This window comes from Nitrosomonas halophila, from assembly GCF_900107165.1.
Classification (GTDB): Bacteria; Pseudomonadota; Gammaproteobacteria; order Burkholderiales; family Nitrosomonadaceae; genus Nitrosomonas; species Nitrosomonas halophila.
Genome location: NZ_FNOY01000003.1, coordinates 93101 through 107004, shown reverse-complemented (window position 1 = coordinate 107004; position 13904 = coordinate 93101). Strand labels below are relative to the sequence as shown.

General features: G+C 51.9%; 10 protein-coding genes and 1 pseudogene. 4 read left to right on the top strand and 7 right to left on the bottom strand.

Annotated elements, in window-relative coordinates; all coding sequences use genetic code 11:
* Positions 1 to 122: 122 nt before the first annotated feature.
* The gene (locus tag BLV85_RS01575; RefSeq protein ID WP_245725036.1) at positions 123 to 2684 is read left to right on the top strand and encodes a type I restriction endonuclease subunit R; all 2562 of its coding nucleotides are present in this window, start codon (positions 123 to 125) and stop codon (positions 2682 to 2684) included.
* A gap of 25 nt (positions 2685 to 2709) precedes the next feature.
* Here the strand turns inward: BLV85_RS01575 and BLV85_RS01570 are convergent.
* Positions 2710 to 2898: pseudogene (locus BLV85_RS01570) on the bottom strand (transposase); the annotation flags it as partial.
* A gap of 180 nt (positions 2899 to 3078) precedes the next feature.
* Positions 3079 to 4056, bottom strand: a complete 978-nt coding sequence (locus BLV85_RS01565) for an alpha/beta hydrolase (RefSeq protein WP_090411422.1) — start codon at positions 4054 to 4056, stop codon at positions 3079 to 3081.
* A gap of 149 nt (positions 4057 to 4205) precedes the next feature.
* Here BLV85_RS01565 and BLV85_RS01560 point away from each other — a divergent pair, with 149 nt between their 5' ends.
* Positions 4206 to 6392 (top strand): Tex family protein, encoded by a 2187-nt coding sequence (locus tag BLV85_RS01560; protein ID WP_090411420.1) that lies wholly within the window; start codon positions 4206 to 4208, stop codon positions 6390 to 6392.
* Between the two features lie 204 nt (positions 6393 to 6596).
* On the top strand, positions 6597 to 7982 hold the full coding sequence (locus tag BLV85_RS01555) for a thioredoxin (protein ID WP_176973887.1): 1386 nt from the start codon (positions 6597 to 6599) through the stop codon (positions 7980 to 7982).
* A 159-nt stretch (positions 7983 to 8141) separates the two neighbouring features.
* Here BLV85_RS01555 and BLV85_RS01550 read toward each other — a convergent pair whose 3' ends face one another.
* Together BLV85_RS01550 and BLV85_RS01545 are read right to left on the bottom strand one after the other, a co-directional pair.
* A complete protein-coding gene (locus BLV85_RS01550; protein ID WP_090411418.1) occupies positions 8142 to 10547 on the bottom strand; it encodes a Lon protease family protein in 2406 nt (801 codons plus the stop codon).
* 269 nt (positions 10548 to 10816) lie between these two features.
* Positions 10817 to 11725, bottom strand: a complete 909-nt coding sequence (locus BLV85_RS01545; RefSeq protein ID WP_090411416.1) for a LysR family transcriptional regulator — start codon at positions 11723 to 11725, stop codon at positions 10817 to 10819.
* 136 nt (positions 11726 to 11861) lie between these two features.
* Here BLV85_RS01545 and ycaC point away from each other — a divergent pair, with 136 nt between their 5' ends.
* Positions 11862 to 12488, top strand: coding sequence for an isochorismate family cysteine hydrolase YcaC (ycaC, locus tag BLV85_RS01540; RefSeq protein ID WP_090411414.1), 627 nt, complete (start codon positions 11862 to 11864; stop codon positions 12486 to 12488).
* 167 nt (positions 12489 to 12655) lie between these two features.
* On the opposite strand, the gene BLV85_RS01535 is transcribed toward ycaC, so the two are convergent.
* From BLV85_RS01535 to BLV85_RS01525, 3 genes are all read right to left on the bottom strand, one after another.
* Entirely contained in the window at positions 12656 to 13195 is a 540-nt protein-coding gene (locus tag BLV85_RS01535) for a manganese efflux pump MntP (protein WP_090411412.1), read from the bottom strand.
* Between the two features lie 211 nt (positions 13196 to 13406).
* Entirely contained in the window at positions 13407 to 13658 is a 252-nt protein-coding gene (locus BLV85_RS01530; RefSeq protein WP_245725035.1) for a type II toxin-antitoxin system RelE/ParE family toxin, read from the bottom strand.
* On the bottom strand, positions 13646 to 13903 hold the full coding sequence (locus BLV85_RS01525) for a type II toxin-antitoxin system Phd/YefM family antitoxin (protein WP_090411410.1): 258 nt from the start codon (positions 13901 to 13903) through the stop codon (positions 13646 to 13648). Before BLV85_RS01525 ends, BLV85_RS01530 begins: the two co-directional genes overlap by 13 nt.
* Position 13904: the final 1 nt, after the last annotated feature.

Genomic DNA, 13904 nt, shown 5'->3' with positions numbered 1-13904 from the left:
CTCGGCATGAAGAACATCGGAAAGCCGTGTACGGGAGAACTGTACGCACGGTTTGATGAGGGAGGGCAGGCGCAAGCCTGTTCTCTACTCTACCCTTTTGCTCCCCTTTTGCTTCGAATCAGGTGCACCGCTACAGCAAGGAAAGCTTCAACAGTGAGCATTCTCTGTTCAAATACTTGCAGCTGTTTGTGATTTCCAACGGCACCGATACCCGCTACTTTGCCAATACCACACGGCGCGACAAGAACAGTTTCGACTTCACCATGAACTGGGCGAAGGCGGATAACGGCCTGATCAAGGATTTGAAGGACTTTACCGCCACCTTCTTTCAGAAGAATACATTGCTGGAAGTGTTGTTGAAGTACTCGGTGTTTGATGTCAGTAACACCCTGCTGGTGATGCGCCCTTATCAGATTGCGGCCACCGAGCGTATCCTGTGGAAGATCAACAGCTCCCATACCGCCAAAAACTGGAGCAAGCCGGAAAGCGGCGGCTATGTCTGGCACACCACCGGCTCCGGCAAGACCTTGACCAGTTTCAAGGTGGCGCGCCTGGCGACCGGGCTGGACTTTATCGTCAAGGTGTTTTTTGTGGTGGACAGGAAAGACCTGGACTACCAGACCATGAAGGAGTATCAGCGCTTTTCACCCGACAGCGTCAACGGCTCGGACAGCACCGCGGGCTTGAAGCGCAATCTGGACAAGGACGACAACAAGATCATCGTCACCACCATCCAGAAGCTTAACAACCTGATGAAGAGCGAAGGTGAACTACCGATCTATAACAAGCAGGTGGTGTTTATTTTTGACGAGTGCCACCGCAGCCAGTTTGGCGAGGCACAGAAGAACCTGAAGAAGAAGTTCAAGCAGTTTTACCAGTTTGGCTTTACCGGCACGCCGATCTTCCCCCAGAACGCCCTTGGTGCGGAAACCACCGCCAGCGTGTTTGGCCGTGAGCTGCATTCCTATGTGATCACCGATGCCATTCGCGATGAGAAGGTGCTCAAGTTCAAGGTGGATTACAATGATGTGCGCCCGCAATTCAAGGCGATTGAAACCGAGCAGGACGAGAAAAAACTGACGGCGGCGGAAAACCGGCAAGCCCTGCTGCACCCCGAGCGCATCCGGGAGGTGTCGCAATATATTTTGAACCACTACCGGCAGAAAACCCATCGCCTGCAAGCGGGTGCCCTGGGCTTTAACGCGATGTTCGCGGTCAGCAGCGTGGAAGCCGCGAAACTCTATTATGAATCGCTGAACACGCTGCAGGCCAATAGCGAGAAACCGCTGAAAATCGCCACGATCTTTTCGTTTGCCGCCAACGAAGAGCAGGATGCGGTGGGCGATATTCAGGATGAGAGCTTTGATGTGTCGGCCATGAACAGCAGCGCCAAGGAGTTTTTGAGCGCGGCGATAGCCGATTACAACGCCTTTTTCAAAACCAGTTTCAGTGTGGACAGCAATAGCTTCCAGAACTACTACCGCGACCTGGCCAAGCGGATTCAATCCAGGGACATCGATCTGCTGATTGTGGTGGGCATGTTCCTGACAGGCTTTGACGCGCCCATGCTCAACACCCTGTTTGTGGATAAGAACCTGCGTTACCACGGCCTGATACAAGCCTATTCGCGCACCAACCGGATTTATGATGCCACCAAAACCTTTGGCAATATCATTACCTTTCGTGATCTGGAAAAGGCCACCATCGATGCCATCACCCTGTTTGGCGACAAGAACACCAAAAACGTGGTGCTGGAGAAGAGCTACAAGGAGTACATGGATGGCTTCACGGATATCGTCACTGGCGAGGCACGACGTGGTTTTATGGCAGTCGTAGCGGAGCTGGAACAGCACTTTCCTGCCCCGGATGAGATCGTCAAAGAGAAAGACAAGAAGGCGTTTGCAAAGCTGTTTGGCGAGTATCTGCGCGTTGAAAACGTCCTGCAGAACTTCGATGAATTTGTCAGCCTGAAAGCGCTGCAGACTATCGACATGAATGACCCGGAAGCGGTTGAGGCATTCAAAGCCCAGCATTACCTGGGCGATGACGATCTGGCCACTTTGCAGAGCATCAGGCTACCTCCCGAGCGCAAGATACAGGATTACCGCTCCACTTATAACGACATTCGGGATTGGCTACGCCGCGAAAAAGCGGCCAACGACAAAGACCAATCCACCCTCGACTGGGATGACGTGGTGTTCGAGGTGGATCTGCTGAAATCACAAGAGATCAATCTGGATTATATTCTGGAGCTGATTTTTGAGCACAACAAGCAAACCAAAAACAAATCAGACCTGGTCGACGAAGTACGCCGCCTGATTCGCGCCAGCCTGGGCAACCGCGCCAAGGAAAGCCTGGTGGTAGATTTTATCAATCAGGCGGATCTGGATGAGATTCCCGATAAGGCCAGCGTCATTGATGCCTTTTTCACTTTTGCACGGGCGGAGCAACAGCGTGAGGCACAAGCGCTCATTGCTGCCGAGAGCCTGAATGCAGAAGCGGCCAGGCGTTATATCGCCACCTCATTAAAGCGGGAGTTTGCCAGCGACAATGGCACCGAGCTGAATGCCATTCTGCCAAAAATGAGTCCGTTGAATCCGCAGTACCTGACGAAGAAGCAAAGCATTTTCCAGAAGATTGCCGCGTTTATTGAGAAGTTCAAGGGTGTGGGTGGACAGATTTGACTGACTACAGCTCGCGCTTGTTTTTCCCTGTTTGGGTACACCATAGCTGCTTGGAAGCATCAATCGCTGCAGCAGGCATGACCAGATGCACATGAGGATGGTAATCGAGACGGCGCGAATGGGTATGCAGCACGGCAATTGTACCAAGTGTTCCCTGGAGCTGTTTGTCATTTTGGCTAAAAGTACGCACAGTGCCCCAACTGCATCGTGCCATGATGTCATAGAGTAGGTGTTGATTGAACCAGAAAGTTTTTTCTTACGCAAGGCAATTGACTGGCGGCGGCCGGGGTTTGACGGTGCGTAGGTGCGCCCTACCGCATGAAAATAATCCATAGAGATAAACAGGAGTTTCGTTTCAATTGCCGGCAGGCTTTGCTATCCATGCTGCGCACGGTCACCACCGCCTGTCCGCGCCTGATGGAAGGGCTGCTGTGTTGGAGGATTTTATCCATGTATAAATATCCTGCCAGATCACCTTCGCTTGCAAGTCGCGCAACAGCATATGATAACCGTTCTCATACAAGGCTATGGTTTTCGCGGCGGCGTTGTGATCGGAAAATTCACGCAGGAAGCGATACATTGGCTTTGGAGGAATTATTTCATCCTTTTCGCCATACAACATCAGGGTATCGACCGGAATATTCCTGGCATTGGAAAAAGCTTCATCCATCAGGTTGGTCAGGCCATGAATCGCTTCGACTCGCGTTGCCTTGATCACCAAGGGATCTTTCCCAAGCTCGATCAGCATGTCGATATTGTCCGATGCGACAACGCCCAAGCCTTGGCCGGTCAAGGTCAACCACGGCATGGTACGTGCCAGCAGCCACAACAAGGCACGTTGATACCAAGGCATGGTCTCACGCGCCCAAACGGCGGGAGCCGCTAGAATCAGTCCATCCACCATTGTCGTCTGGTTTCGCGCCATGGCTGCAATCGCCACCGCGCCCCCCATACTCTCGCCGAGCAAATAAACCGGCAGCCCCTGGTGTTGGGATTTAACCAAATCGATAAACTGATTAAGGTCTTCGGCATAAGCATCGATCCCGCTCCACAACCCTCTGCTGGCACTGGCACCGAAGCCGCGCTGATCGTAGGCATAGCTGACGATTCTGTGGTCTTTCAGGAATTTGCCTGGCTCCTCGAAAAATTGGCTGTAATCGTTGAATCCATGTAATGCAATCAGGACTGCTTCCGGCTCATCCTGTTCGGGATACCAATATCGGAGCGGAAGCTGCGCGCCATCTGGAGTAATATAGCGGTCATCGAGCAACCTGGGCTCCATGATCGCATTGCCAGGTTTGTGAATGGTGGGGGTACATCCCAGCATCCAGATCGAGAAAAAGACGATCAATATTTGCTTATATCCGGCCATCAATCCAACAGTCAATCGTGAACACTATACAGATATGAGTATATAACCCTGACAAGAATTCAATCCACCACGCGCGAGGCATCCCCGCTCGCAATCCGAACCGGATCAATCGCAGATTTTTTATCACTGTATTACAAGATAGAACCCATATGGACATTATCCAACGCATCGCCGAAGAACTCGCCGTCAACCCCCGACAAGTCGCGGCCGCCATTTCATTATTGGACGAAGGCGCGACCGTGCCTTTCATCGCCCGCTATCGCAAAGAAGTCACCGGGGGACTGGACGACAGCCAGCTGCGCATACTGGATGAACGCCTGGTTTATTTGCGTGAACTCAACAGCCGGCGTGAGACCATACTCGAAAGTATCGCTTCGCAAGGCAAGCTCACCCCCGAACTGGAACAAGCGATTCATGCCGCCGATACCAAAACCTTGCTGGAGGATCTCTATCTCCCGTACAAACCCAAACGTCGCACCAAGGCGCAAATCGCCCGTGAAGCTGGACTTGAACCGCTGGCCGATGCGATCCTGGCCGATCGCAACCTGATTCCGGAAATCGTTGCCGCCGGCTACCTCAACCCCGGCCAAGGCGTGCCCGATGTTGCCGCCGCACTGGAGGGCGCGCGCCAGATCATCATGGAACGCATTTCCGAAGATGCCGAGCTGCTGGCGGAATTGCGCGAGCGCATCTGGTTAAAAGGCGTGCTGCATGCAACCGTCGCTGCTGGCAAGGAACAGGAAGCTGCCAAATTCAAGGACTATTTCGATTACTCGGAAGCAATCAGAAAGATTCCTTCACATCGCGCATTGGCACTGTTCCGGGGGCGCAATGAAAGCTTGTTGAATATCACCCTCAAACCCGCCCTGGATGACCAAGACGAACACCGGCTGTGTGAGCAAATCGTCGCTCGGCGACTCAATATCTCTGACCTCAACCGGGCTGCCGATGCCTGGTTGTCCGATACCGCTCGCCATGCCTGGAAAATCAAACTGTTCACGCGTATCGATCTCGATCTCAAGCTGCGGCTGCGCGAAGCGGCCGAACAGGAAGCGATTCGTGTTTTTGCCCGCAACTTGCGGGATTTGCTGTTGGCCGCACCGGCTGGCCCCAAGGCCACAATGGGCCTGGATCCCGGCATCCGCACCGGGGTCAAGGTCGCTATCGTCGATCCAACCGGCAAATTGCTGGCAACCGATACGATTTACCCGCATCAGCCGCGCAATCAGTGGGATCAATCGATTGCGCAACTGGCCAGATTGATCGCCCAACATTCGGTTGAGCTGATCAGCATCGGCAATGGCACCGGTTCTCGCGAAACCGACCAACTGGTCGGCGACTTGATGAAGCGCCACCCGGAACTGCGGATCACCAAACTGACGATTTCCGAGGCAGGTGCCTCGGTCTATTCCGCATCCGAACTGGCCACCAAAGAGTTTCCCGATCTGGATGTGTCGCTGAGAGGCGCGGTCTCAATCGCCCGCCGCTTGCAAGATCCGCTGGCAGAGCTGGTCAAAATCGACCCTAAATCGATCGGCGTCGGTCAATATCAGCATGATGTCAACCAGGTGCAACTGGCCCGCATGCTCGATGCGGTAGTCGAGGATTGCGTCAACGCGGTCGGTGTCGATGTCAATACCGCATCGGTGGCGCTGCTCAAACAGGTATCCGGCTTATCTACTAGCATCAGCGAAAACATTGTTGCATTCCGTGATCAGAACGGTCCTTTTACCAGCCGCCGTCAACTGAAAAAAGTACCCCGACTGGGCGACAAGGCGTTCGAACAAGCAGCTGGCTTTCTGCGCATCATGAATGGCGACAATCCACTGGATGCCTCGGCAGTTCACCCCGAAGCCTATCCGGTAGTGGAAACCATCCTCAGCAACACCGGCAAATCCGTGCGCGAGCTGATCGGTCACAGTACTTATCTGCGTTCCCTCAACCCGGCCGATTACGCCGATGCGACTTTCGGCCTGCCCACTGTTACCGATATCATCAAGGAGCTGGAAAAACCCGGCCGCGATCCGCGCCCGGCGTTCAGAAGCGTGCAATACATGGAAGGTATTGAAAAAATCACCGATCTGGAACCCGGCATGCAGCTCGAGGGAGTGATCACAAACGTCGCCAATTTTGGCGCCTTTGTCGATATTGGCGTGCATCAGGACGGCCTGATCCATATCTCGCACCTGGCGGATACTTTTGTCAAAGATCCCCGCGACATCGTCAAAACCGGCGACATGGTCAAAGTCAAAGTTCTGGAAGTTGACGTGCCGCGCCAGCGCATTTCTCTCTCGATGAAGAAAGAAAATCGCGCACATACGAGAAAAACTAATTGACCTGCTTTCAGCATGCAGCATGCTCTGGCCATGCATGCCCGTTTATGTTTTCATTGAAATGAATTAATCTGAATTTTCTAGCTGGCCGCTTAATCAATTAAACTTCGCGGATTCAATTCGTAGCGCTTATCAGCTGGCGTGAATATGACGGCCATACAAATGACAATCGACTGGAACTCCTGGAATCATCTTTCTCAAAAAACCATGCGTATTCAGACAACCTGTCTATTTCTATTCGTTGCGTTACTCGCCTTCTCGACCCACGCGTTCTCCACAGAGAACAAGGCCAAAGTCGTTATGGATGTTTTCTGGGGAGAAACCTGTCCGCTTTGCATCGAGCAGCAACCCTTTCTGAGCGAGCTGGAGACGCGTTATCCGCAGCTGCAGATCCGTCAATACGAGGTTTTCCGCAATCGATCCAACCTGAGACTGTTCGCACTGACCGCGTACAAGCATGGAATCGAAGCCGAAGCGGTCCCGACCATATTCATTGCCGGAAATGTGTTTATCGGCGATGCGCCTTTTATCCGCAAACAACTAGAAGAAACGGTTCGTGACGCCATTCTGAAACAAAATCGCCAGTTGGACGCACCCGAAGCGGACCCTAAGCGTATTCAGCCAGACATCAAACCGGAAACAGAACCACTACCAGAAAAGCCGGCTGAAATAGAACCGCTCTCCGGAATGACCACCCTGAGCGTTCCCTTGCTCGGAACAATCGATCTTACCCAGCAGCCACTCATCTTCACCACCCTGCTCATTTCCTTTGTCGATGGCTTCAATCCCTGTTCGTTATGGGTGCTGACGCTGCTGCTGGGCATGGTACTGCGTTCCGGTTCCAGAAAACGCATGCTCATGGTCGGGTGCATTTTCCTATTTACCACCGCAACCATCTATGGCGCATTTATCGCCGGCATATTCAAAGTGCTCAGCTATGTCGCCTATCTTGTCTGGGTGCAGTGGCTGGTGGCCTTGTTTGCGTTGGTATTTGGCCTGGTCAATATCAAGGATTTCTTCTGGTTCAAAAGAGGCTTCTCCTTCACCATCTCCGACAAGCACAAACCGGGAATTTATCAATCGATAAGAAAACTGCTCCGCCCAGAAATGACAGGTCTTTCACTCGCAGGCGCCACTTTCGTCATGGCATCCGGCATCGCCTTCGTAGAATTACCCTGCACGGCCGGTTTTCCAGTGGTCTGGAGCCAATTGGTCAAATCACAGCAAATCGGCCTCATGGAGTTCTATGGATTACTCATCATCTATCTTTTCATCTACCTTCTGGTCGAAATCATCATATTCTTGACTGCCGTTCTGACGCTCAAAAGACAATGGTTTGAAGAGCGGCACGGGCAAGTGCTCAAATTGATCGGGGGCATGATTATGGTAGCGCTGGGCATCGTCATGCTTGTCAACCCTGACCTGATGTACAACCTGACAGACACCCTGCTGGTATTCTCTGCCGCACTGTTGGCAGCAGGAACACTTGCACTGCTTAAGAAATGGACGACCGGGGCGCTATATACCGCTCCACCACCAGAATCGATGCAGCAAAAATTATCGGGAGCGGATAAAAAAACTCACCGGGAATGAGCGTGCCGCAATAATCAGACTGGCGCATGAAATGCACCCTTATGTCAGCCTGTGCACAGGTTGACCCGCATTATGTTGAGGCGTTTGACATAGAACAGGCGTTTCCAAACAGCTTCTTAGTATCCATTCGCGGCGCTCAGGCGTAGCAGGACAACAAGCTTATTGGTTGTCGCTCGAATGCTTTCCATCCCGCCGCAGGAATGATCTGGTGATTCGGGCGAGCTCGGCCAGCCGTGCGGCGACCCGATGATTGATACTGTCTACCGGATATTTGCCATCTGCATCGGCCTCGCCTGCGGGTAGGCCGATCAACAAGGCGATCGCCTGATCGACATTTTCCACGGCATAGATATGGAACTGTCCTGCGGCGGCGGCATCGACGACATCCCGCCGCAGCATCAAATGCTGCACATTGGTGGCGGGAATCAACACGCCTTGTTTGCCGGTCAATCCCCGTGCCGCACAGATATCAAAAAAACCTTCGATTTTTTCATTCACCCCACCGATTGCCTGAACCTGGCCAAGCTGATTGACCGAACCGGTTATCGCCAGCGATTGGTCGATGGGCATATTTGCCAGATTGGAAAGCAGCGCACATAATTCAGCCAGCGATGCGCTGTCGCCTTCAACCATGCCGTAAGACTGTTCAAAAGCGAGGCTGGCGGAAAATGCCAGCGGCTGGTTTTTGGCATAACGCGCGGCCAGAAAAGCGGAAAGAATCAATACGCCCTTGGAATGGATCGCCCCAGAGAGCTTGGCTTCACGTTCGATATTCACCAGATCGCCCTTCCCAAACCGGCTAGTGGCCGTAATCCGTATCGGCTGGGCAAAAGCAAACCCACCCAGTGCGATGACCGAGAGGCCATTGACTTGCCCGGTAACCAAACCTTGGGTATCGATCATCAGGGTGCCACGCAAAATCGCCTCATATAACCGGTCTCTGATCCGGTCCTGACGGCGTACCTGGAAATCAATCGCCTGCTGGACATCACTCACCTGCACGACTGCATGGCCTGCTGCGCGCGCCCAGTAATCTGCCTCGCGCAGCAAATCGGCAATACTGCGCATATGCATGGACAATTTCTCCGAGTCGTCCGCCAATCGCGCACTGTGTTCAATGACTCTCGCCACTGCTTGACGATCATAGGGCAGCAGGCCGTCCTTGCGTGCCAGGGTTGCAATCAGTTGCGCGTAAAGCAGATGCGATTCCGGATTGCGTTCGATGGTCTCCTCAAAATCCGCCGCGACCTTGAACAACTCACTGAACTCCGGATCATAGGCCTGCAGCAAGTAATAAAAGATGCGATCACCGAACAGCACAACCTTGACATCGAGCGGAATCGGCTCCGGTTCGAGCGATACGGTACTGACAAGACTGTAAATCTGGCCCAGCGATTCAATATGGATCCTGCCCGCCTGCAACGCCCGCTTCAAACCTTCCCAGGCAAACGGCTGCATCAGCACTTTGCGCACATCCAGCAGCAGATAGCCACCGTTCGCCCGATGCAATGCCCCCGGCTTGATCAACGTAAAATTGGTTACCAGCGCCCCGAACTGGGAGACATGCTCTACCCGTCCCACCAGATTGCTGTAAGTCGGATTGTCCTCGCTGATGATCGGCGCGCCCGGTGTCTTGTGATTGGCGGCCAGCACATTGACCTCGTAATTGCTGAAAGCCTGTTGCGTGATGACAGTCATCCCGGAAATATTGACAGTCTCATCAGGCTTGCGAAAATCATCGACATGCAGCTCCATGTCATGCTGCACTTGGTTGAAGAAATCGAGCACTTCGGGCAGATCCGCATAGTTCGCCCGCAACTCTTTGATCATTTGCCCGACAGTCGACAGCATCAGATCGCGGCTCAGTTGCCTGATGCGCTCAGCGCGCTCCCTGCGGCGTTGAGGTAACTGACTCAGAATTTTTTCCAGGTGCGTTTGCAACTCGGCAATATCTGCCTCGATCCGCTCGCGTTCTTTCTTGGACAGTTTTTCATATTCATCCGGAGGGATCACATCGCGGTTACGGCTCGGCGCCAGCACAAATCCATCTGGCGTGTGCAGCAACACAATTTCCTTTTGCTCGGCCTCATCGCTCAGCTCCCGGATTTCGCGCTCCTGCTGTTCATGATATTCACGCTGAATCGCATTGACCTTGTTGCGGTATTCCTCGCCCTCGAACAGCGCCGGGATGGCACTGCGCAAATAATCGACCAGCTCCTCCATATGCGCGCGCAGCGACTCTCCCCTGCCAGCAGGAAGCCTGAGCAATTTCGGTTTATGCGGCTGTGCAAAATTGTTGATATAGCACCAGTCCGATGGGTCCGGTTCCTGGCTGGCTTTGGTTTCAAGAAACTGCTGCACCATACTGTATTTGCCCATTCCCGGCGGACCCAGCACGAACAGGTTGTAGCCTTCCTGGCGTATCCCGGCACCAAAGTAAACGGCATCCATGGCGCGCGCCTGACCGATGATCTCGGTCAGATCGGCCAATTCTGCTGTCGTTCGGAATGTGAACTGATCCGGTTCACAGGATTGATATAACCGTTGCGGTTCCAGAGGATGCATAGCTGCCTTTGTTCTTATTGAAGATTAGAAGAAAAAATCCCACCACCCTGATTGCTCGCTAAATTGAAAAGTAACCGACTTTTCCGGTTGACTCTAGCACAAGACACGACAACTATTCTGGCATAGGGGGAATACGTAACAACGTATGCCCAAGTTATTCATTAACGAGCCCTAAATAGCGGTTGCAAAAATATCTTACTACTTTCATGAAAACATGATTTCCAAGAAATTGGCAAACGACTTTCTTCTCAATTTCAGACCGGAGCGATTTAATCTTCCTCCATACTCGCATATCGGGTTGCCATGAAATCAATCAAAACCCGAACTGCAGGAATCATGCCACGCCTGGATGGATATACCAGATGAATCAGTTCACGACGTGGTGCCCACTCAGGCAGGACACTTAACAGAGAACCGGCTTTCAATTGTTCCGATAACATCAGAAGCGGTAACTGAACCACCCCTGCTCCAGCCATGGCAGCAGTTTTTAATGCAACCATATCGGTCGTGACATAGCGGGGTGTGAAACGAATATTCTGTGTCTGGCCAGCTATATGCTGCAATACCCAAACATGCTGCTCCTGTGGGGTAGCTCGGCTCAAGCCTGGCCAGTGCCGCAAATCATCCGGCTGGGCAGGCAACCCTCCCATTCGCGTCACCAGATCCGGGCTGGCCACCAAACATTGCCCTCGATCCGATAATACTCGCACCACCAGATCACTGTCCTCCAATGGCAAAGGACGAACCCGTAGCGCGATATCCACTCCTTCGGCCAGTACGTCGATTCGCCGATTGGTTGCTTCCAGATAGACAACAACATGCGGATACTCATGCATAAAATCAGCCAACATCTGCCCAACATGGAAATGCAGCAATCCGACCGGACAAGTCAATCTGATGATGCCTCGCGGCTCAGACCGCAAAAGCTCAATAGTCTCACGGGCTGCTTCTGCCTCAATCAACATGGCACGGCAATGCTCAAAATATCGATGCCCAACTTCAGTCATCAAAAAGTGCCGGGTTGAGCGCTGAATCAAGCGCACACCAAGTTGTTCCTCCAATAGCGCAATGCGTCGGCTGAGCTTGGATTTGGCAATTCCCAATGCTCGGCCTGCCGGAGCAAATCCACCATGCTCAACAGCCTTGACAAAATAATACAAATCGTTCAAATCCTGCATATCATCATTCCTTTATCGTTCCAAAAATAGAACGATGCGTCCTGTTTCAGCCGTCTACTACAATCATTGATGTTGATTTAATCTTACTCGTGGCCAAGCAGCCATTGATCGCAACTAACAATTTGAGGAGTCAATTATGGAAAAGCCTTACATTCGTCTCGACAAGAATAATGCCGCCGTCCTCCTGATCGATCACCAAACCGGATTATTGTCTTTGGTGCGGGATATTGATCCGGATCGATTCAAAAACAATGTACTGGCGCTAGCCAATCTGACGAAATACTTCAATCTGCCAACTATTCTAACGACCAGCTTTGAAGAAGGACCCAATGGTCCTTTGGTACCCGAGCTGAAAGAAACCTTCCCAGACGCCCCCTATATTGCTCGTCCAGGTCAGATCAATGCCTGGGATAATGAAGATTTCGTCAACGCAGTCAAAGCTACCGGCAAAAAACAATTAATTATTGCCGGCGTAGTTACCGAAGTTTGTGTGGCATTCCCTGCACTTTCCGCGCTCACTGAAGGTTTTGATGTGTTTGTAGTCACCGATGCATCCGGCACATTCAATGAACTGACACGCGAATCGGCCTGGAACCGAATGTCAGCGGCAGGCGCTCAACTGGTCACTTGGTTTGCGGTAGCCTGTGAACTTCACCGGGACTGGCGCAAGGATGTGGAAGGACTTGGACAATTGTTTTCCAACCATATTCCTGATTACCGGAACTTGATAAACAGCTACATCAAACTGAACGCCAATAAATAACCAAAACTGCCGACCGAACAAGCGACTGGCAAGGCGGCAGCGCGCCCGGCAGCACGGCAAGATTGTTCAAGTTATTAATTCTTGGCGCCCAAGGCATCATGTCACCCTAAACGCATGGCGCTCATGCCCCGTACGTTTAGGGTGACATGATCGGCACATCACAGCAATTATGGCAAAAGCATTCTCAGGCCGATCAATACCAGTATGACGCCGCCGAATAATTCGGCTTTGCTCTCCAGCCATGTACCGCTTTTTCTACCGATAAACACACCCAGCCAACTAAAACCAAACGTGGCAGCGCCAATGATCATGCAGGCCACAAACGGATTGATATCGAGCAACGTTAAAGTAAAACCTGCCGCCATCGCGTCCATGCTTGTGGCAATGGCGAGCATCAGCATCACCCGGTGCGTGATCTGGGTGATATCTTCCTCTATGCCCTCGGCAAAGGATTCATAAATCATCTTGCCACCGATCAGCGTCAGCAGCAAAAACGCCACCCAATGCGCATAATTCTCAATCAAGCCTGTCGCGCCCTGTCCTCCAAGATAGCCGATCAACGGCATCAGCGCCTGAAAGATACCGAAATACACCCCCGCTTTGAGTGCCAATGCAAAGGGAGCCGTTTTCTGTTTCGATCCCAGGCCAATCGATACCGCAAATGCATCCATGCTCAATGCAAATGCCAACAACAATATCTCAATCATTTGTCAGGTTCAGAATCATGCGTGCCTGTTACGTTGTTCCAAACAAGAATGTGCTGAAGAACTCCAATCGGATACAGCTGCGATGATCTTGCGATATAGTTATCCGCGGAGTACTAGTGAATATTTATTTCACTCAGACCCAGTGACCGTTGTGACCATTAGTTGCCTGTATTTTCCAATAGGAATTTACGTAATTCACGCTCGTCGCGCATTACATGGGGGATGTAATATTTTTCTCTACACGATAAAATATCCTGCAAGGATCCACTATTATTTCGCGATAGTTAGTGTCCTGCGGTTCAGGCGGGTGCCGGCCAGATTTTGGAAATTTTTTGAGGAGTTTGGTTTTTTTGAAAATTTCTTTAACTAATTTCTGTGCAGCGCATGGCTTTTCCAAAGCGATATACTCAGCAACCTCATCGACATCGTTTAGCGCCGGCTCAGTCCACTTTATTTGAGCCATTTGCTCAATTCCTGTTCTGCCTCCGATTCAGAGTATGTCCGCCCTTCAAAAACCGCCTTTTCACCTCTTGCTATGCCCTCCAGTATTTTCATTCTATTCTTCACGCACTCGAAGTCTTCATAATCAATGAGATAGGCGGACGGCTGTCCATGCTCGGTAATGAGAACAGGCTCTTTGGATTCATGCAAATCAGTAAGAATCCTGGTAGCCTGACGCTTCAAGGTGGTTACAAGTTCGGTTTTCATA